19 protein-coding genes and 1 riboswitch are annotated in these 20,082 nt (G+C 64.5%); of the genes, 9 read left to right on the plus strand and 10 right to left on the minus strand.

Going from position 1 to position 20,082, the window contains the following annotated elements; translation table 11 throughout:
* Positions 1 to 67: 67 nt before the first annotated feature.
* From E1742_RS17965 to E1742_RS17990, 6 genes are all read right to left on the minus strand, one after another.
* Entirely contained in the window at positions 68 to 1,324 is a 1,257-nt protein-coding gene (locus tag E1742_RS17965) for an STAS domain-containing protein (RefSeq protein WP_134386340.1), read from the minus strand.
* A 90-nt stretch (positions 1,325 to 1,414) separates the two neighbouring features.
* Positions 1,415 to 1,864 carry an RNA polymerase-binding protein DksA gene (gene dksA / locus E1742_RS17970; RefSeq protein ID WP_134386342.1) on the minus strand — a complete coding sequence of 150 codons (450 nt, stop codon included), beginning with the start codon at positions 1,862 to 1,864 and terminating at the stop codon, positions 1,415 to 1,417.
* 95 nt (positions 1,865 to 1,959) lie between these two features.
* Complete coding sequence (locus E1742_RS17975; protein ID WP_134386344.1) at positions 1,960 to 3,006, minus strand: CobW family GTP-binding protein; 1,047 nt, start codon at positions 3,004 to 3,006, stop codon at positions 1,960 to 1,962.
* 103 nt (positions 3,007 to 3,109) lie between these two features.
* Positions 3,110 to 4,051, minus strand: coding sequence for a tyrosine recombinase XerC (locus E1742_RS17980; protein WP_134386346.1), 942 nt, complete (start codon positions 4,049 to 4,051; stop codon positions 3,110 to 3,112).
* Position 4,052: 1 nt separating this feature from the next.
* Positions 4,053 to 4,724: a DUF484 family protein gene (locus E1742_RS17985; protein ID WP_134386348.1), complete on the minus strand. Its 672-nt coding sequence runs from the start codon at positions 4,722 to 4,724 to the stop codon at positions 4,053 to 4,055.
* A gap of 91 nt (positions 4,725 to 4,815) precedes the next feature.
* Positions 4,816 to 5,871: a porin gene (locus E1742_RS17990; protein WP_134386350.1), complete on the minus strand. Its 1,056-nt coding sequence runs from the start codon at positions 5,869 to 5,871 to the stop codon at positions 4,816 to 4,818.
* A 465-nt stretch (positions 5,872 to 6,336) separates the two neighbouring features.
* Between E1742_RS17990 and E1742_RS17995 the strand changes: the two genes are divergently transcribed.
* A complete protein-coding gene (locus tag E1742_RS17995) occupies positions 6,337 to 7,605 on the plus strand; it encodes an SEL1-like repeat protein (RefSeq protein WP_134386352.1) in 1,269 nt (422 codons plus the stop codon).
* Positions 7,606 to 7,630: 25 nt separating this feature from the next.
* Here the strand turns inward: E1742_RS17995 and dapF are convergent, their stop codons facing one another.
* The 3 genes from dapF to E1742_RS18010 are packed head-to-tail and all read right to left on the minus strand — an operon-like array spanning position 7,631 to position 10,244.
* Complete coding sequence (gene dapF / locus E1742_RS18000; RefSeq protein WP_134386354.1) at positions 7,631 to 8,503, minus strand: diaminopimelate epimerase; 873 nt, start codon at positions 8,501 to 8,503, stop codon at positions 7,631 to 7,633.
* Positions 8,500 to 9,396 carry an LpxL/LpxP family acyltransferase gene (locus E1742_RS18005; protein ID WP_134386355.1) on the minus strand — a complete coding sequence of 299 codons (897 nt, stop codon included), beginning with the start codon at positions 9,394 to 9,396 and terminating at the stop codon, positions 8,500 to 8,502. Before E1742_RS18005 ends, dapF begins: the two co-directional genes overlap by 4 nt.
* On the minus strand, positions 9,393 to 10,244 hold the full coding sequence (locus E1742_RS18010) for a lysophospholipid acyltransferase family protein (protein WP_134386357.1): 852 nt from the start codon (positions 10,242 to 10,244) through the stop codon (positions 9,393 to 9,395). Before E1742_RS18010 ends, E1742_RS18005 begins: the two co-directional genes overlap by 4 nt.
* 196 nt (positions 10,245 to 10,440) lie before the next feature.
* Between E1742_RS18010 and metK the strand changes: the two genes are divergently transcribed.
* The 4 genes from metK to metF all read left to right on the plus strand — a co-directional run bounded on the left by metK (position 10,441) and on the right by metF (position 14,477).
* Entirely contained in the window at positions 10,441 to 11,610 is a 1,170-nt protein-coding gene (gene metK, locus E1742_RS18015; protein WP_134386359.1) for a methionine adenosyltransferase, read from the plus strand.
* Between the two features lie 100 nt (positions 11,611 to 11,710).
* Positions 11,711 to 11,785, plus strand: a riboswitch (S-adenosyl-L-homocysteine riboswitch).
* Between the two features lie 26 nt (positions 11,786 to 11,811).
* Positions 11,812 to 13,227: an adenosylhomocysteinase gene (gene ahcY / locus E1742_RS18020; RefSeq protein ID WP_134386361.1), complete on the plus strand. Its 1,416-nt coding sequence runs from the start codon at positions 11,812 to 11,814 to the stop codon at positions 13,225 to 13,227.
* 76 nt (positions 13,228 to 13,303) lie between these two features.
* On the plus strand, positions 13,304 to 13,654 hold the full coding sequence (locus E1742_RS18025) for a phage holin family protein (protein WP_134388225.1): 351 nt from the start codon (positions 13,304 to 13,306) through the stop codon (positions 13,652 to 13,654).
* Entirely contained in the window at positions 13,647 to 14,477 is an 831-nt protein-coding gene (gene metF / locus E1742_RS18030; protein WP_134386363.1) for a methylenetetrahydrofolate reductase [NAD(P)H], read from the plus strand. The genes E1742_RS18025 and metF overlap by 8 nt, the downstream gene beginning before the upstream one ends.
* A gap of 172 nt (positions 14,478 to 14,649) precedes the next feature.
* Here metF and E1742_RS18035 read toward each other — a convergent pair whose 3' ends face one another.
* Positions 14,650 to 15,228 (minus strand): 5-formyltetrahydrofolate cyclo-ligase, encoded by a 579-nt coding sequence (locus tag E1742_RS18035; protein ID WP_229466065.1) that lies wholly within the window; start codon positions 15,226 to 15,228, stop codon positions 14,650 to 14,652.
* Between the two features lie 184 nt (positions 15,229 to 15,412).
* Between E1742_RS18035 and E1742_RS18040 the strand changes: the two genes are divergently transcribed.
* Genes E1742_RS18040 through E1742_RS18055 form a run of 4 tightly spaced genes read left to right on the plus strand, consistent with a single transcriptional unit; the run spans position 15,413 to position 20,036 of the window.
* Positions 15,413 to 17,308: a lytic transglycosylase domain-containing protein gene (locus tag E1742_RS18040; protein WP_229466067.1), complete on the plus strand. Its 1,896-nt coding sequence runs from the start codon at positions 15,413 to 15,415 to the stop codon at positions 17,306 to 17,308.
* Positions 17,309 to 17,363: 55 nt separating this feature from the next.
* On the plus strand, positions 17,364 to 18,080 hold the full coding sequence (locus E1742_RS18045; protein WP_134386369.1) for a glutathione S-transferase family protein: 717 nt from the start codon (positions 17,364 to 17,366) through the stop codon (positions 18,078 to 18,080).
* A 7-nt stretch (positions 18,081 to 18,087) separates the two neighbouring features.
* Positions 18,088 to 19,362: a multifunctional CCA addition/repair protein gene (locus E1742_RS18050; RefSeq protein ID WP_134386371.1), complete on the plus strand. Its 1,275-nt coding sequence runs from the start codon at positions 18,088 to 18,090 to the stop codon at positions 19,360 to 19,362.
* Complete coding sequence (locus tag E1742_RS18055; RefSeq protein ID WP_134386373.1) at positions 19,359 to 20,036, plus strand: GNAT family N-acetyltransferase; 678 nt, start codon at positions 19,359 to 19,361, stop codon at positions 20,034 to 20,036. The genes E1742_RS18050 and E1742_RS18055 overlap by 4 nt, the downstream gene beginning before the upstream one ends.
* Positions 20,037 to 20,082: the final 46 nt, after the last annotated feature.

Raw genomic sequence — 20,082 nt, forward strand, 5'->3', positions numbered from 1 at the left:
CGTCCAGCGGCAAATCTGGGGCTGGACGACAAAATTGCAAGGCAGAATGCAGCGTCCGGCAGCCGCTTCAATAGCGATGCGGCACCAGCCGTGCCGTGCCGCCGAATCCCATCCGACGCAACAGGGCTGCCACCAGGTGGTTCAGGTCGCGGAACGCGACAGGGCGGCTGTCCGCCAGCGCGCGCAGGCAGGCTAGCAGCTGGTGGGCGGCGTCGGTATCGATTCGCATCAGGTGCGAGCAATCGAACACGACGGCGGCAGAGTGTTCGGCATAATCCCGAATCGCCGCCAGCAGCGGGGCGATGTGTCCTTCGATGACTTGCGGCAACATGAAGCGATCCGTCGCCGGCGCGCCCGCCTGACGTGGTGCGCTGGCAGCATGTGGCGGCGCAACAAACGACGGCGGCGACACCTCGAACGTCACGCAGTAATCCATGGCCGTCTCCTCGAACGCCTTCTCGCGGTTCAGCAGGCGCAGCAGTTCGAGCAGCAGCAGCCACGGCGCTGCGCCATCGTCGCGCCGGCCGACTTCGACGGTGGCCTGGACCGTGGCAATCAGGTCGTCGGCACCGGCCAGAAACAGTTCCTGCTGCGCCGATACCGCCCGCAGCGCGTCCAGCAGCAAGGCACAGCCTGGGGCCGTGACCGCGTGGACGTGGCCGAAGTCCAGCCGCAGCGCGGCAGCGCCGGCCAGTTCGCGCAACCGAATGGCCTGGGTTTCGACGCCGGCATCGAGCACGCCGGCAAACTGCACGGTCGGTGCCACCCCGCTGTACGGATCGGAACGCGCAGGCGGTTGCCACGACGGCGGCGACGTTTCAAACGTGCTGGCGTAATCGATGGCAAGGTCTTCAAACGCATCCGGTTTGCCCAGCACCTGGTACAGGTCGAACAGCATCCACCAGGCGGTGCGGTCGCGCAGGCCCGGAGGCTGGTTATCGTCCCGTACGGCGCCCGCCAGCAGGCGCTCGGCGGCGTCGTGGTGGCCGCCCGCGTACAGCAGCGCCGCCTCATCCACCACGGCGGTGTTTTCGGTTTCGTCGTCGACAAGGATTTCCGTCACGGGACCGGTAACGGGTGCGGTGGCCGGCGGATCGACGCGGGGCGGCCGGCGGAAGGGTGGCTCGGGATCGTTGAAGATGTCGGCTGCCATGGCCGCTTCGATGGCATCGATCTTCAGTGCCGTGGCACGGGCGATGTCGCGCTGGCGTTCGTCGTGGGACCGTTGCCGCTGCAGTTCGCTGTTGGCGGACAGCCGGGCCAACACCTCGTCCTCATCGACGATGGCGTCACGCTTCTTTGAAAATCGCGAGAACAGTCCCATGGCGCCAGTGTAGCGGATAAGAGGAAGGGATTGCTCTGGCGTAAAAAAAGCATGCCGGAGCATGCTTTTCCTGAAACGCAGGGCGCTCGATCAGTCGCCGTACAGTTTCTGCTTCAGCTCGCGGCGCTGCTGCGCTTCCAGCGAGAGCGTGGCCGTCGGACGGGCGATCAGGCGGGGGATGCCGATTGGCTCGCCCGTTTCCTCGCACCAGCCGTATTCGCCGTTGTCGATCGACGCGATCGACTGCTGCACTTTCTTCAGCAGCTTGCGCTCGCGGTCGCGCGTGCGCAGTTCCAGAGCGTGCTCTTCCTCGATCGTGGCGCGATCGGCCGGGTCGGGCACGAGCACGGTTTCGCGCAGGTGTTCCGTGGTTTCGCCGGCGTTTTTCAGCAGCTCTTTTTCCAGTTGCTGCAGCTTGGCCTTGAAGAATGCCAGCTGGGCCGGGTTCATATAGTCCTTGTCGCTCATTTTCAGAATTTCTTCTTCGGTGAGCAATGGAGCTTCTGCAGCCGCGGGGGTCGATTTATTTGTTTTGGTCATGACTTCGCTTACCTTCGATACGACAGAGTTTTCAAATCCAGCCGGTCCGCCTCGTGGGCCGGGACCTGGCGCGGCCCCACAAAAACCGGGTTAGTTTATACCAAACATTGTTCCAGACCGCGAATAAAGATGTCTTTTGGCAGATTTTTACCGATAAAGACCATTTTGCTGCCGCGCACGTCGTTTTCGCCCCATTTGGCGCCAAGATCGCTGCCCATCAACTGGTGCACGCCCTGGAACACGACCTTGCGCTCGGCGCCCTGCATCCACAATACGCCTTTGTAGCGCAACATGCGAGGCCCGTACACGTTGACGAGTCCGCCCAGGAATTCGTCCAGCTTGGCCGAGTCGAACGGACGGTCGCTCTTGAAGACAAAGGCGGCGATCTCGTCCGTGTGGTGGGCATGGTGATGGTCATGCGCATGGCTGGGATGATCGCAGTGCTCGCCGTGCTCGTGGTCATGATGCTCGTGATCATGGTCGTCCGCCGCCAGGAAGTCCGGGTCCAGCTCCAGCTTCTCGTGCAGGTTGAACCCTTTCAGGTCCAGCACTTCCGTGATGGGAGCGTTGCCGAAGTCGGAGCGGCCGATGGGCGCGCGCGGGTTGATGCGCTTCAGGCGCGCGGTCAGCACCGCGACGGCCGCTTCGTCGACCAGGTCGGTTTTCGACAGCAGGATCTTGTCGGCAAACCCGACCTGGCGCTGCGCTTCCTCGTTGTCGTCCAGCTGCTGCATGGCGTGGCGGGCGTCCACGACAGTGACGATGGCGTCCAGCAGGTAGTGGCTGCCCACTTCCTCGTCGACAAAGAACGTCTGTGCCACGGGGCCAGGGTTGGCCAGGCCGGTGGTTTCGATGACGACACGGTCGAACGCAATCTCGCCGGCAGCGCGCTTCTTCGCCAGGTCGGACAGGCCGATGATCAGGTCGCCGCGCACCGTGCAGCAGATGCAGCCGTTGTTCATCTCGACGATCTGCTCGCGGCTTTCCTGGACCAGGATCTCGTTGTCGATGTTTTCCTGGCCGAATTCGTTTTCGATGACGGCAATGCGCATGCCATGCTGCTCGCGCAAGATGCGGTTGAGCAACGTGGTTTTCCCGGCACCGAGGAAGCCGGTCAGGATGGTGGTCGGAATCAGGGACATGGCGGATACCGGTAACAGAATCGGGCGATTATGCCGGAATTTCAACATTGCTGTCCAATGAGGACATTTGATGCGGATCAGGCCCGTGCCACGCGAGGCGGAACTATTTTGCGCGCGGATGCGCCTTGTCATAGACCTGCGCCAGATGCTGGAAATCCAGCGCCGTGTAGACCTGCGTCGACGTGATGCTGGTGTGTCCCAGCATTTCCTGTACGGCGCGCAAGTCGCCGGACGATTGCAGCACGTGCGATGCGAACGAATGGCGCAGCATGTGGGGATGCACGTGCATCGGCGCGCCCGTCGCCAGCGCATGGGCTTTCAGCCGCGTCTGCACGACGCGGGGCGCGATGCGGCTGCCCCGTTCGGACAGGAACAGCGCATTGCTGCCGTCTTTCGGCGCGCCGCGCACCTGCAGCCAGGCCGCGATCGCCGCCATGGCGGCCGCGCCCACGGGTACGCGCCGCATCTTGTTGCCCTTGCCCGTCACGACGACTTCGCCATTGTCGCGTTCCAGCCAGCTGAGGGAGGCGCTGCGGCCCGCCTCGGCCTTTACGTAGTGCAGGTCCAGGCTGCACAGCTCGGAAACGCGCAGTCCGCTGGAGTACAGCAATTCAAACATGGCGGTATTGCACAGCTCGGCAGGGGTAGGGGCCGCCGCTGCCTTGCGGGCCGGCGTGGCCACCAGTTGCACGGCATCGTCGACGGACAGGGCTTTTGGCAGCGATTTTGCCCGTTTCGGGGCGCGCACGCTCTCGACGGGATTGGTGGCCAGCGGCACCCGGTCGGCCAGCCAGTCGAAAAAACCGCGCCACGCCGACAGCTTGCGGGCGATTGTGCGGCCGTCCTGGCCGGAAGCGTGCAGTTTCGCGGCGAATCGCCGGATATCGCCGACACTGATTGCGGTCCAGTCCGTGCCTTCCGCGAGACGCGCCAGCTCGGCGATGTCGCGCCCGTACGCCGACACCGTGTGAGCCGACAGCTTGCGCTGCGTTGCCAGGTGGAGCAGCCAGGCGGCTGTCCGGTCCGGCGCGGCGTCGGCAGCCATGTCAGCCCAGCAGCGGGGCCAGGGCGACGCTGGCCGTCTCGCCGATATGTACGAGGAAATCGGTGGCCATCAGCGACGTGAAGCGTTCCGCATCCGGCGAACCCATGATCAGCAGGCCAAACGCCTTGCCCTTGGTGCCGGGCTGGCGCAGCGCGACGATAACGGCCGACTTGATGGAGCCGGCATCGTCCAGCCAGCGCACGGCTTCGAAATCGTTGTTGCTGCCGCAGTAGGGCGCCTGCAGGCCGTTGGCAAACAGCCGCGCGTCTTCCGACACGCCGGCGGCGAACCACTCGTCGGCATACTCGGGCGCCACGTTGAACAGGCGCAGCGTGGCGGCCGGCACGCTGAAGCTGGTTTTCAGGCCTTCCGTGACGGCGCGGGGCATCTGCGCCACGTCGTGCTCGCGCAGCAGCGACTGGTTCCAGCTGTGGAACCGGTTGGCGATGGCCTGGTTTTCCTGGGCATTGCGGTTCAGGTCCGACAGGCGCAGCTCCAGCGCCTTGTACCGTTCGCGCATGACTTCCATCTGCCGCTCCTGCAGCGACACGGCACGGCCCGTCAGCGGGCTGGACAGGCGAACGTCGCCCAGCAGACTTGCATGTTCTTCAAAAAAATGGGGGTGATCGGCCAGGTAGCGGGCGACGGCGGCGGAGTCCAGGGTGTCGGTCATTGTTGTCACATCGGATAGAAGCAGGGGACATTTTACCCGAGAGGCAACAAAAAAGACGCCCGCAGGCGTCTTTTTGCATTGCCCGAAGCAATCAGAAGTTGTGATGGATACCCAGCGCATAATGGTTCTGGTCGACATCGGTCCGTGCGGTTGGCACGAACGGCGTCTTTTTCTGTGCCAGGTCCAGGTACAGGTAGGTCCGCGGCGACAGGCTGTGCTCGTAGCCAACGGACACCTGCTTCGTCTTGATGACGCCGTCCGGCGTTTTCTGGCCGTAACCGAACAGCCACTTGCCCGGACCGACCGTGTAGTTTGCGCCGATGACCCAGGCATCCGTGTCCGGATTGATCGCCAGCGTATGGCCCTGGTCCTGCGTCTGGTACGAGGCCATCAGTTTCAGCGCGGGAATCGGCTTGTACGATGCGGCCACCGACGACAGCTTCGTTTCCACGCCATTGCGTTCATGCGCCACCATCGCCGCGAACGGGCCGTTGGTGTACGTTGCGCTGACGGAATACGGATTTGCGGACGCCTCCGAGTTCGCCGCGTACTGCGGCGCCGCCGCGGTGCCGCGGCCGATGATGGCCGGGTTGCCGTTGGCTTCCTTGGTGGCCACCGTGAAGTTCACCTGGAAGCCGTTCCAGACGGGCGTGTTGTAGAACAGCGCATTGGAGAAGCGGTTGGCGGAGTTGCCTGCCGGCCCGAGCGGGTCGCTGGTGTAGCCGGCAACCTGCAGGTTGGTCTGGTAGCCGGCCACGGCGGGCAGGCCCGACCACGGTTCGAAAGCGATGACAGACTCCTGGAACGCCGACAGGCCGCGGCCCAGGCGGACGGTACCGAACGAACCCTGCAGGCCGACGCGGCTCTGACCCTGGAACAGTGGACGGCTGACGTTTTCGAAGGTGCCTGTATCCGGCTCATAGCGAATCTCCAGCTGGAACAGCGCCTTCAGGCCATTGCCGAGGTCTTCGACCCCGCGGAAGCCCAGTTTGTTGTTGTCGCGTTTGCCGATCTGTGTCGAGTCGTTGGCCGTGTGAGTGGTGCGGGAAACGCCGGCATCGACAGTGCCGTAGATCGTCACGGAGGATTGGGCGTGCGCGGCGCCGAAAGCACCCGTCAGGGCCAGAGCCACCAGGGATTTCTTCATGTGATTGTCCTTTTTTAGATTGATCGATCCATATCCACAAGCTCGGGAGTGCGTCTCAAACACTCGATTGACTGCAACAATAAATAGCTGCCCCATCAATCTCGCCCGGGTTGGTCGATTATGAGCATGAGTAATGGTGGAAAGAAGTAAATCTGCCATCTTGTTGTATTTACGGAACGGTAGTATTACGGTCGTGAATTGCAAGCAACCGTGCCCGTTTCTGTTCATTGGTAAGGTAGGCATGTCGCCAGCGTAGTCGCATCGCTGCCGAGCCGGGCCTGTGCCGCATCAAGCCGGGCTGAATCGGCCGTGTTTTGTTGGCCCCCAGATCAGGTTTTGTATAAGCGGCACAACACAATCCGCTGTGCCGCGTTGTCATTACAACCAGCGCAGGACCATCCATAACAAGAACAGAGACGCGCGCCCCGCCCCGGCCGGCGCGCAAGCTCGCCATCGGGACCGCCTATGGCCAATCGGGAAGAGCTGATCATTCTGCGAGGGGCACGCACGGGAGATCCCGCGTGCCAGTTCGCCCTCGGCAAACTGTATCTGCAAGGCGGCACGGGACTGCCGCGCAGCCTGCCCACCGCCTTGCACTGGCTGTGCCGTGCCGCCGACCAGGGCGTGGCGGAAGCGTGGCTGCTGGTCGGTCGTGACGTTCCTCACGCCTGCGCCGCGCCGCATCGCGACAGCGCGCTGGCCGCCTATGGCCGGGCGGCCGACGCCGGCGTGGTACAGGCGGCGCTGACGTTTGCCCGCCTGCTGCTGCAGGACCCGCCCATCGTGCTGCCATCCCTGCGGGCACGGGCGAGCAGGGCCTTGCAGCAGATGTCGGGCAACGCGGACGCCGCCGACCTGCTGGCCAGACTGCAACCGCACCAGCCGACAGCCCTGCCGCGCCGTGCCGCGCCGCCGTTGAGGCCGGACCCAGGTGGCGAGCGGGCAGCCCAGCTGGCGCTGGGGCTGCAGTGGGCAAGAATGAACCGGACGGGGGAACGCGTGGCGCCGGGCGCCGGCGCCGTCAGTTTCAAGCGGGCCATCGGCTGCCTGACGCGGGCCGGCGAACAAGGCGAACCGGATGCATGGTTTGCGTTGGCCCGGATTTATGTGCGGTCGGAGTTTTCGCAACGTAGCGCCAGCGAAGCGCGCGCGTGCCTGGAGCGTGCCGCAGCGCTGGGCCATCGTGTGGCGCAGTTCGAGTGCGGCATGCAGGCGTGGCGGCTGCGGCGCGAAGAGGAGGAGAACGACGTGCGCGCCGTCTACTGGCTGCAGAAGGCGGCGGCGCAGGAGTGTGAAGCGGCCCATGCGGCGCTGGAACGGATCGTGCCATCGGCCGCGGCTGCCGGCTGGACGGCCGAACTGGCGCGGCTGACACCGCAGCTGCTGCGAGATCACCTGGCGAGCCGGCCGCTGCTGGCCGCGCGTATCGAGCTGGCCCTGCAGTTCCAGCTGAGCCGCGCCGAAGCTTTGCTGCTGGACGTCAAGGCGGCCGACCGGGGCCATTGCCTTGTGGTGGATATCCGCGCCGCGTATGGCCGCAGCCGACGCCGCATCGTCCTTGTACGCAATGCCTGCCAGCGCCAGGCGCTGGACCGGGCCGCGCGCGTGTTCGAGCCGTTCGACTCCGGTGTGGTGGGGCCGGAAGGCAACTACCGCCGGCGCCTGTACCGTCTCAAGACATTGCTGGCGCAGGTCGCCGCGGCGGACGGCCGGCCGGCAGCCTGGACGGGTTGAAGCTCGGTTGCTGCCTGGTTGCGGCTCAGTTGATCGCCAGCTCGATCTCGCCTTCAAAAACCGTCACCGCAGGGCCCGTCAGATAGACAGGCTGGCCTTCGCCGGCCCAGGCGATCGACAGCTGGCCGCCGCGCGCATCGACGCGCACGGGCGAATCGAGCAGGCCGCGGCGGATGCCGGCCACCACGGCCGCGCATGCGCCCGTGCCGCAAGCCAGCGTTTCGCCGGCGCCCCGTTCGAACACGCGCAGCCGGATGTGCCCGCGGTCGACAATCTGCATGAAGCCGGCATTGACCCGTTTCGGAAAATGGGGATGATGCTCGATCAGCGGACCGGTCAGTTCGACGGGTGCCGTCTCCGTGTCGGCCACGACCTGCACGGCATGCGGATTGCCCATCGACAGCACCGACACCAGCACGGTTTCCTTTTCTCCGCCCAGCTCCAGCATCAGCGGCCACAGCGTATCGCGCCCTTCCGGCTGGCCCTGCAGACCCTCCGTATCGAACGGCACCAGTGCGGGTTCCAGGACGGGCGCGCCCATGTCCACCGTAACGCTGCCATCGTCTTCCAGACGTGGCGAGATGACGCCGGACATCGTCTCGACGGCGATGCTGCGCCGGTCGGTCAGCCCCTTCTCCGCGACGAACTTGACGAAGGCGCGGGCGCCGTTGCCGCACTGCTCGACCTCGCCGCCGTCGCTGTTGAAGATGCGGTAGCGGAAGTCGCAGCCGGCCTGGGTGGACTTTTCAACGACCAGCATCTGGTCGGCGCCCACCCCGAAGCGGCGGTCGGCCAGCGCCTGCCACTGCGCCGGCGAGAAGTCGACCTGCTGGTTGATGGCGTCGATCACAACGAAGTCGTTGCCCGCGCCATGCATCTTGGTGAATTTCAGTTTCATCGTTTGTTGGAATAGAAGGACGGTTCGCCGTTGGGCCGGGTCTTGAAGCGTTTGTGGGTCCAGAAATACTCCGCCGGCGCTTCGCGCACGCGCTCTTCGATGAAGGCGTTCATGCGGCGCGTGGCGGCGACCATGTCGGGGCCGGGATAATTGTCCCACACCGGATAGAACTTGACGCGCCAGCCACGATAACCCGGCAGGAACGTGGCGATGACGGGCATTACCTGCGCGCCCGTGGTGGCGGCAATGCGCGCCGTGGCCGTCAGCGTGGCGGCGGGGATGCCGAAGAACGGCACGAATTCCGCGTCCTTTTCGCCAAAGTCCATGTCCGGCAGCATGAAGTAGGGCAGGCGGTCACGCAGCGCGCGCAGGATCGGCTTGATGCCGTCCTGGCGCGTAAACAGTTTGACAGGCTTGAAGCGGGCACGGCCGGCGCGCAGCACATTGTCGAACGCGGCGCTCTTCTGCTGCACGTACATCGACGATGCCGACGCTTCCATGGCGATCGAGGCGCCGGCCACGTCCAGGCAGACGAAGTGCGGGCACAGCAGGATGGTCGGCTTGTCCGTCATGGCGGCAACGGGAATCTGTCCCGGCGGCATGCCTTCGCTCGTTTCGATGACGATCAGCCGGCGCAGGCGCGCTTCCGATGCCCACCACAGGATGGCGCGTTCGAACACGCTGCGCGAGTAGGCCTGGAAGTGCCGCCTGGCCAGTGTCCTGCGCTCCTGTTCGGACAGTTCGGGCAGGCACAGGCGCAGGTTTGTCAGCGCGATGTCACGGCGTGGTCCCATGATGACGAACAGCAGGCTGCCGACGAGGTCGCCAAAACGTCCCAGCACGGGCAATGGCAGCCAGTGCAGCAGCCACATGAATCCCAGCAACAGCTTCATGCGGCCTCCTGGGCGGGAGCGGCAACGCCCTTGGGCGCCTTGTAGCGGTTATAGCTCCAGTAATACTGGGCCGGGCAGCCGGCGATCAGCTGCTCCATCGCGGCGTTGATGGCGCGGGCCTGCTGGGCGTTGTCGCCCTCCAGCGAGCCGGTGAACGGAACGAAATGCAGCAGGAAGCCTTTGCCGCGTGGCAGGCGCTCGGCATAGGTCAGCACGATGGGCGCGTCGCCGCCCAGCCTGGCCATCTTGGCCGGCAACGTCATCGTATAGGCGGGACGGCCAAAGAAATCCGCCCAGACGCCTTCGCCTTCTTGGGGCACCTGATCGGGCAGGATGCCGACGGGCTTGCCGCTCTTGAGGAACTTGGCCAGCATGCGCACCCCCGACAGGTTGGCTGGCGCCAGGCGCAGGTTGCCGCGCGCACGGGCGCCCTCCATCAGCGGCTTCATGGCCGCCTGCTTGGGCGGGCGGTACATGACCATCAGTTCGGTATCGTGCGAGACGCGCTGCGCCGTGATTTCAAAGCAGCCCAGGTGGGGCGTCAGGAACACGATGCCGCGCCCGGCGGCCAGCGTTTCCTCGACGATGCGGTAATCCTTGATGAAGACGCGCCGGCCGATGCGCTGGTCGGACGCGCACCAGATGAACGGCAGCTCGGCGATGGCCTTGCCGGCCTCGGCAATCGCTTGCGGCAACGCGTCCGCAAAGCCGGCCCGGGTGATGTTCTCGCGCATGCGGCGGCGGTAGGACGGCGACAGCGCATAGACCAGCCAGCCGAGCGCGCTGCCGAGGCAGTGCAGGACGGGCAAGGGGAAGTGCGAGAAAAAGCGGAAAATTCGTAACAACATGCAGGGGTATCCAGGAACAACACTTTTGCGTTGCTCCACACAAAAATTTTTGAAGAAGCGTAAAATACCACGTAGTAGGAACCGCTGAGTTAACAGACAACTTGCGATGCGGTATAAAAATTTCGCTAAAGCGTCGCAAGCCGTTCCTGGTTGTTGCGACAAAGTTTTTAACCATCAACCAGCTTCAGGAGCTTGCATGTCCTCTAACGATTACCTCTTTACGTCCGAATCCGTCTCGGAAGGCCACCCCGACAAAGTCGCGGACCAGATTTCCGATGCGATCCTGGACGCCATCCTGGCCCAGGACCCGAAAGCGCGCGTTGCCGCCGAAACCCTGTGCAACACGGGCCTCGTCGTGCTGGCCGGTGAAATCACCACGCACGCCAACGTTGATTATATTCAAGTCGCGCGCGAAACCATCAAGCGCATCGGCTACGACAACACCGACTTCGGCATCGATTACAAGGGCTGCGCCGTGCTGGTCGCCTACGACAAGCAGTCGCCCGACATCGCGCAGGGCGTGGATGAAGGCGCCGGCCTGGACCTGGACCAGGGCGCGGGCGACCAGGGCCTGATGTTCGGCTATGCCTGCGATGAAACGCCGGAACTGATGCCTGCCGCGATCTACTACGCGCACCGCCTGGTCGAGCGCCAGTCTCAGCTGCGCAAGGATGGCCGCCTGCCATGGCTGCGTCCGGATGCGAAGTCGCAGGTCACGCTGCGCTATGTGAACGGTCGCCCGGTCTCCGTCGACACCGTCGTGCTGTCGACCCAGCACGCGCCGGAAATGCTGCACAAGCAGATCGAAGAAGCCGTCATCGAAGAAATCATCCGCCCCGTGCTGCCGAAGGAATGGCTGGCCGACACGAAGTTCCTCGTCAACCCGACGGGCCGCTTCGTCATCGGCGGTCCGCAGGGCGACTGCGGCCTGACGGGCCGCAAGATCATCGTCGATACGTACGGTGGCGCGGCCCCGCACGGCGGCGGCGCGTTCTCCGGCAAGGATCCTACGAAAGTCGACCGTTCCGCGGCTTACGCCGCCCGCTACGTGGCCAAGAACATTGTCGCGGCCGGCCTGGCGCGTCAATGCCAGGTGCAGGTGTCGTACGCGATCGGCGTGGCGCGCCCGATCAACATCACCGTCTACACGGAAGGCACGGGCGTCATTCCGGACGAGAAGATCGCACAACTGGTGCATGAGTACTTCGATCTGCGTCCGAAAGGCATCGTCCAGATGCTGGACCTGCTGCGCCCGATCTACCAGAAGACGGCAGCCTACGGCCACTTCGGCCGCGAAGAGCCGGAATTCAGCTGGGAACGCACGGACAAGGCCGCAGCACTGCGCGCCGCCGCCGGCCTGTCGTAAAAAAGACAGATTTCGGGACGATCCCAGGACTATTCCGGGACTGTCCCGGAATTTTCTGAAAGCCGGGACAAGCGCCCGGCTTTTTACGTTAAAATGCCTGTTCTCCGAGGAGCGTTGCGACGGATCCACTGCGATCTGCCAGGCTCGGACATCTCTGCAACTGCGCTCACGTCAACTTTTTTCACTTTGAAAGGAGGCGTGATGAACGCCGCACTGAAACCTTCCCACGATTACATCATCGCTGACATCGGCCTGGCTGCATGGGGCGAAAAAGAAATCAAGATTGCTGAAACTGAAATGCCGGGTCTGATGGCGATTCAGGAAGAATTCGCCGCTGCCCAGCCGTTGAAAGGTGCCCGCATCGCCGGTTCGCTGCACATGACGATCCAGACCGCCGTGCTGATTCGCACGCTGGAAGCGCTGGGCGCGCAAGTCCGTTGGGCATCGTGCAATATCTACTCGACGCAGGACCACGCCGCCGCGGCGATTGCGGCCGTCGGCACGCCCGTGTTCGCCGTCAAGGGCGAAACGCTGGACGAATACTGGGATTACACCCACCGCATCTTCGAATGGCCGGGCGAAGGCGTCTACTCGAACATGATCCTGGACGACGGCGGCGATGCAACCTTGCTGCTGCACCTGGGCGCCCGCGCCGAGAAAGACATCTCCGTGCTGGACAATCCCGGTTCGGAAGAAGAGATCTGCCTGTTCAACGCCATCAAGGCGCGCCTGCAGAAGGACCCGACGTGGTACTCGAAGCGCCTGCCGGAAATCATGGGCGTGACGGAAGAAACCACGACGGGCGTGCACCGCCTGTACCAGATGCACAAGGACGGCAAGCTGGCCTTCCCGGCCATCAACGTCAACGACTCCGTGACGAAGTCGAAGTTCGACAACCTGTACGGCTGCCGCGAATCGCTGGTGGACGGCATCAAGCGCGCCACCGACGTCATGATCGCCGGCAAGGTTGCCGTCATCGCCGGTTATGGCGACGTGGGCAAGGGTTCGGCGCAAGCGATGCGCGCGCTGTCGGCCCAGGTGTGGGTCACGGAAATCGACCCGATCTGCGCACTGCAGGCGGCGATGGAAGGCTACCGCGTCGTGACGATGGATTACGCCGCCGAACACGGCGACATTTTCGTCACCTGCACGGGCAACTATCACATCCTGACCGAACAGCACATGCTGAAGATGAAGGACCAGGCCATCGTCTGCAATATCGGTCACTTCGACAACGAGATCGACGTTGCCGCACTGAAGAAATATCAGTGGGAAAACATCAAGCCGCAGGTCGATCACGTGATCTTCCCGTCCGGCCGTCGCATCATCCTGCTGGCCGAAGGCCGCCTGGTCAACCTGGGCTGCGGCACGGGTCACCCGTCGTACGTGATGAGCTCGTCGTTTGCCAACCAGACGATCGCCCAGATCGAACTGTTCCAGCACAAGGACAAGTACCCGGTCGGCGTCTACACGCTGCCGAAGCACCTGGACGAGAAGGTCGCCCGCCTGCAGCTGAAAAAGCTGAACGCACAGCTGACCGAGCTGACGCAGGAGCAGGCCGACTACATCAACGTGAAAGTTGAAGGCCCGTACAAGCCTGACCACTACCGCTATTGATCTGGCGACGAAGGCCGGCGCGAGCCGGCCTTTTTTTGACTGTATTCTTACTGCACCCCTGAAAGGCTTTTTGTTTATGCGTCTGGTTCTGACCTGGTTGATCAATACCGCGGCCCTGTTTGCAGTGCCTTACCTGATGCATTCCGTCAATGTCACGAGCATTGGCGCTGCCCTGATTGCGGCGCTCGTCCTGGGGCTGGTGAATACGCTGATCCGTCCATTGCTGCTGCTGCTGACCTTGCCCGTGACCGTACTGTCGCTGGGGCTGTTCATCTTCCTGATCAACGGCTTCCTGTTCTGGCTGGTCTCGAAGTTTGTGCCCGGCTTCGAGGTAACTGGTTTCTGGGGAGCGGTGGGTGGCGCATTGCTGTACAGCGTGATTTCCTGGGCTCTTTCCACCTTGCTGTTAAAAGACGCCGATGACTGACCATAATTTTAGTATCGAATTTTTCCCGCCGAAGACGGCGGAAGGCGCGGAGAAGTTGCGCGCCACGCGTGCCAGGCTGTCCGAGCTGCATCCGAAGTATTTTTCCGTGACGTTCGGCGCCGGCGGCACCACCCAGCAGGGCACGCTTGACACCGTGCTCGAAATCCTCGCCGCCGGCGAGCAAGCGGCGCCGCACCTGTCATGCGTGGGCGGCACGCGCGAGTCGATCCGCGCCATCCTGAAACAGTACCAGTCGCACGGCATCAAGCGCCTGGTGGCGCTGCGCGGCGACCTGCCCAGCGGTTACGGCGCGGCCGGCGAGTTCCGCTATGCCAGCGAGCTGGTCGAATTCATCCGTGCCGAAACGGGCGACTGGTTCCATATCGAAGTGGCGGCGTATCCGGAAGTGCACCCGCAGGCCAAGTCGCCGCAGGCCGACCTGGACGCGTTCGTCCGCAAGGTCAACGCGGGCGCGGACGCGGCCATCACGCAGTATTTCTATAATGCGGACGCGTACTTCCAGTTTGTCGAGCAGGCGCACAAGGCCGGCGTGACCGTCCCGATCGTCGCCGGCATCATGCCGATCACGAACACCACGCAGCTGATGCGTTTTTCCGATATGTGCGGCGCCGAAATCCCCCGCTGGGTGCGCCTGAAGCTGTCCAGCTTTGGCGACGACACGGCATCCATCAAGGCCTTCGGCCTGGACGTCGTGACGGCACTGTGCGAACGCCTGCTGGCCGGCGGCGCACCGGGCCTGCATTTCTACAGCATGAACCAGGTGGCGCCAACGACCGCCCTCTGGCAGCGCCTCGTTAAATAACCACTGGGACTGCCCCCAAAAAAAACCGGTGACAGGCTCCGATTTTCCGAAATTGGAGCCTGTCACCGGTTTTTTTTTCAGCCCGGCTCGGTAACGACGCGGCCCGGCGGCACGTCGAAAAAACCGGAAAAACCGGTGACAGGCTCCGATTTTTTCTTGGCGACTTCCTACTTTATCCTGCCTCGGTGATGATCTTGTCCAGCGGCACGTCGTGCCCATCGCTGCCGAACTCGGCCGCCAGGCACACGTAGGCGATGCCGATCGTGGCCGGGCGCGGCGTCTTTTCCAGTGTGCGGTCGTAAAATCCGCCGCCATATCCCAACCGGTACCCTTGCGTATTGAAAGCCAGGCAGGGCACCAGCAAGGCCGGTGGCGTCGGTTCGATCCGTAACTGCGCCGGCACGGCAATCCCCATCGTATCCTTGACGAGCGGCTCGCCCGGCTCCCAGACCGCGAACGCCAGCGGCGCGTCGCGTTCCAGCACCACAGGCAACAGCAGACGCACCCCCAGGCGGGCCAGCTCCGCGTACGCGGGATGCAGGTCGGGCTCGTCGCGCAGCGGCCAATAGACGCCCAACGCAGGTACCCTTGCATCCTGCCACCACGCCACGATCTGCCGGCAGATGGTGCCATCCCAGCTGGCCCGTGTGACAGGATCGAGCGCGCGACGCACCCCCAGCAAGCGCTTGCGCAACGCCGCCTTGCATTCGGCGTTCGTCTGTGCGGTGGAGGCTGGTAGCCCGGCTGGCATGCGTGTTATTCTAGGGTCGTTGGTCATATCGTTTGTCACAGGCGCAGAGGGCATCGGCTGTCGAAAAGCCATCACCTGCCGCCCATACATTGAGAGTCGTAGATTGATTTCCCCGTCGAAATGGATAGCCTGCGCCCTGCTTGCAATCGGCTGTGCCACCACCCCGCTGGCAATATCGCAGGACATGAATGGCGACACGCGCAAGGAGGACGATGCTTTCCTGCTGCTGCGCGACTCCGTCCGGCGCGATGACGCGGCCAAGACCGAGTTCTACGCTGCGCGGTTGACCGATTATGCGATTCCGTCCTACGTCGACTATTATCGGCTGAAATCGCACTTCCGGGATGCCAGCACCGCCGAGATCCTCGATTTCCTGAAGCGCTACGATGGCCAGGCCATTGCCGACCGCCTGCGCAACGACTGGCTGCTGGAGCTGGGTCGCAGGCGCGAGTGGGCGCTGTTCGACCAGCAGCTGCCGCTGTTCGTGCTGAACGACGATACCCAGGTCAAGTGCTACGCGCTGCTGTCGCGCCTGACGAAAGGGCAGAACGTGGCAGAGGAAGCGCGCGCGCTGCTGGTCTACCCGCCGTATTATGGCGACGCCTGCAACGGCCTGATCGCGTCGCTGGCGCAGACAAGCCAGTTCAGCGCGGAGGACCTGTGGACGCAGGTGCGGCTGGCCGGCGAGACCAATGCCACCGGGCCGGCACGCCGCATCATCATGCTGCTGAACGGCTCGGACAAGAAGGTCGCCCAGGCCATCGACCTGCCGGCCATCGCGCTGGCCAAGGGCGCGGGCGACACCCGGGCCGACCATGAAGTCTTTCTGATCGCGCTGGGCCGCACGGCGCGCACCAGCGTGAAGCTGTCCGTGCTGGCGCTGCAGAAGGCGCTGCCCAGACTCACTGCGCAGGAGCAGGCCATCGGCTGGGCCAATATCGCGCTGCCGGCGTCGTACGTGGTCGCGCCGGAAACCTCCGACTACTGGCGCCGCGCCCATGGCGCGCCCCTCTCCATCGACCAGCACCAGTGGCGCACCCGCTATGCGCTGCGCGAAGGAAACTGGAAGCTCGTGCGCGACTGCATCGCCGCCATGCCGGCCTCGCTGCGCGCCGACCCGGCCTGGGTCTACTGGCAGGCCCGCGCCGCGACCGCGCTTGCCGGTGGCACCATGCCGGCCGAGGCGCAATTCCTGTACCAGAGCATCGCCGACCGCCAGGATTACTATGGCCTGCTGGCAGCCGAGGAGCTGGGCCGCACCGTATCGATCCCGCCGCCGGGCGCGCCTGTCACGCAGGCCGAGATCGCGGCCATGGCGGCCAATCCCGGCTTCCAGCGCGCGCTGAAGTTCTTCAATATGCGGCTGCGCTTCGAAGGCACGCGCGAGTGGAACTGGGAACTGCGCCGCATGAGCGACCGCGAACTGATCGCCGCGGCCGAATTCGCCCGCCAGAACCATATCCTCGACCGCATGGTGTACACGTCAGAGCGCACCCGCGTACAGGCCGACTACACGCACCGCTATCCCGCGCCGCACGACGAGATCATGCAGACGCACACGCGCACCCTGGGCCTGGACCGCGCGTGGGTGTATGGCCTGATCCGCCAGGAGTCGCGCTTCATCATGACGGCGCAGTCGTCGGCGGGCGCCTCGGGCCTGATGCAGGTGATGCCTTCCACGGGGCGCTGGGTGGCGCAAAAGATCGGCCTGACGAACTTCGTGCAGGAAATGCTGACGGACGTGCGCACCAACATCCTGCTGGGCACGACCTACATGAACATGGTCCTGGGCAGCATGGACGGCTCGCAGGTACTGGCCACGGCGGCCTACAATGCGGGACCGGGGCGGTTGCGCTCGTGGCGCGGGGCGCTGACGAAGCCGATGGACGCGACCATCTTTATCGAATCGATTCCGTATGCCGAGACGCGCACCTACGTCAAAAACGTGATGGCGAATGCGACCTGGTACGCGGCCCTGTTCGAAGGGCGGCCCCAATCGCTGAAGGCGCGCCTGGGCACCGTTACGCCGAAGGGCTATTCGGACCAGGAACAGCAGCAGGCGACCTTCAGCAGCCGTTAGGCCGAACGCTGGTCTTTCCACTTCCGCACGCGATTTCCTCCACTTTCAGGCGATAATGCAGACCTTCGAACTCGATCCCACCCTGAGCCAGACACTGGCCGCCGTGCGCGAGCCCGGCCTGACCCTCATCATCGGCAACAAGAACTACTCGTCCTGGTCGATGCGGCCATGGGTCGCCATGACGGCGTTCGCCATTCCCTTCCATGAAGTGCGCGTGCTGCTGGATCAGCCGGACACGTCGAACAATATCGCCCGTTACAGTGCCAGCGGCCGCGTGCCCGTGCTGCTGGCCGGCGACATGACGATCTGGGACAGCCTGGCCATCTGCGAATACCTCGCCGAGCAGTTCCCCGACAAGCACCTGTGGCCGCAGGACGTGGCGGCACGCGCGATGGCGCGCTCCGTCTGCGCCGAGATGCATTCCGGGTTCGCCAGCCTGCGCACGACGATGTCGATGAACATTCGCGCCTCCCACCCTGGCCGCGGCCGCACGCCGGAGACGCAGGCCGACATCGGCCGCGTCAGCGAGATCTGGGAAGAGTGCCTGTCCCGCTTCGGCCACAACGGCTTCCTGTTCGGCGAGTTTTCCATTGCGGACGCGTTCTATGCGCCCGTCGTGATGCGCTTCCACACGTATGGCGTGGTGCTGCCGCCGGCATTGTCGGCGTACTGCGAGCGCGTGCGCAATCACCCGGCCGTCGCGCGCTGGATCGACGAGGCACTGGCCGAAACCGAAGTGGCCGGCAAGCACGAAGACGAGATGCCTGATTGATCGGACAATGAAGACATACATCGTGGGCGGTGCCGTCAGGGACGAGCTGCTGGGACTGCCCGTCAAGGACCGCGACCACGTCGTCGTGGGCGCAACGCCCGACGAGATGGTGCGCCAGGGCTTCCGGCCCGTCGGCAAGGATTTCCCCGTGTTCCTGCATCCGCAAACGCAGGAGGAATACGCGCTGGCGCGCACGGAGCGCAAGACGGCGCCCGGCTACAAGGGCTTTGTGTTCCACACGTCGCCGGACGTCTCGCTGGAAGAGGACCTGGTCCGGCGCGACTTGACGATCAACGCCATGGCGCGCGCGGAAGATGGCACGCTGACCGACCCGTTCGACGGCCAGCGCGATATCGGCGAAAAAGTGTTCCGCCACGTGTCGGCGGCGTTCGAGGAGGATCCGGTGCGCATCCTGCGGCTGGCCCGCTTTGCCGCCCGCTTCACGGATTTCACTGTGGCGCCGGAGACGAATGCGCTGATGTGCCGGATGGTCGAGGCGGGCGAGGTGGACGCGCTGGTGCCGGAGCGCGTCTGGCAGGAGCTGGCGCGCGGCCTGATGGAAGCGCGGCCATCGCGCATGCTGCAGGTCTTGCGCGGCTGCGGTGCGCTGGCGCGCATCGTGCCCGAGCTGGATGCGCTGTGGGGCGTGCCGCAGCCGGAAAAATGGCATCCCGAGATCGATACCGGCACCCATATGGAGCAGGTGGTCGATTACGCCGCCGCGCAGGGCTACGAGCTGCCGGTGCGCTTCGCCGGGCTGCTGCACGACCTGGGCAAGGGCATCACGCCGGCCGATAAATGGCCGTCCCATCACGGCCACGAAGGCATGGGCGCCCGGCTCGTGAAGGACGTCTGCGCACGCCTGAAAGTGCCGGGCGACTGCCGCGACCTGGCCGTGCTGACAGCGCGCGAACACGGCAACGTCGCGCGGGCACAGGAACTGCGCTGCAGCACGATCGTCGCCTTGTTTGAACGGTGCGACGCGTTCCGCAAGCCGGCCCGCTTTACGCAGCTGCTGCTGGCGGCCGAATGCGATGCGCGCGGCCGCACGGGACCATCGGCCAGCTTCCATGACCGTCCGTTCCCGCAACGTGCGTATCTGGAAGGGGCGCTGGCGGCCGCGCGGGCCGTCGATGCGGGTGCCATCGCGCAAGGGCTGACGCAAACCCCTGCCCGCATTCCGGACATGATCAGGCGTGCCCGCGTACGCGCCGTGCGCGAAGCGCTGCAGCGTGGCGACGAACCGGATGACAACGACCTCGCAGCGGAAAGCCCGGCATGACCAGCCTGAATCTGTTCCGCAATCCGCTCCAGCGCTGGTTCAACAAGGGCGGGCGCGAGACCGTGCCGGTCAAGGCGCTCGGCGAGCGTGACCGGCGCCGCATGCTGCGGCACTTCCTGTCGCTGGAGCGGCCCGACCGCATCCTGCGCTTCGGTTCCTTCATGGGCGACGAGCAGATCGCCAAGTACGTCAACGGCATCGACTTTGGGCGCGACATGGTGTTCGGCGTCTACAACCGCGCGTTCCGGCTGGCTGCTGTCGGCCACCTGGCGTTCTCGCCGCGGCAACCGTCCAGCGACGGCGTGACGGAAAAGGACCGCGTCGCGGAGTTCGGCGTCTCGGTGCTGAAGTCGGCGCGCGGCATGGGCATCGGCTCGAAGCTGTTCGAACGCGCCGCCATCGTCTGCCGCAACCACGATGTGGACACGCTGTACATGCACTGCCTGTCGTCGAACCAGACGATGATGCACATTGCAAAAAAGGCGGGGATGGAGATCCACCGCGACTACGGCGAGGCGGATGCCTACCTCAAGATCGGCCCCGCCAACCCTGCCAGCGTGCTGCAGGAAGCGATGCAGGAGCAGCTGGCCACGCTGGACTATGCGCTGAAGGCCAACGTGCGGCGCGCCACCAAGCTGCTGGACAAACTCCCCGGCCGCGCACCCAGGAAGTGACTTGAAACTGTCGCGTTACAGCTGGCGACAGTTGGCTGACAGCCTG

The organism is Pseudoduganella plicata, assembly GCF_004421005.1.
Taxonomy (GTDB): Bacteria; Pseudomonadota; Gammaproteobacteria; order Burkholderiales; family Burkholderiaceae_D; genus Rugamonas; species Rugamonas plicata.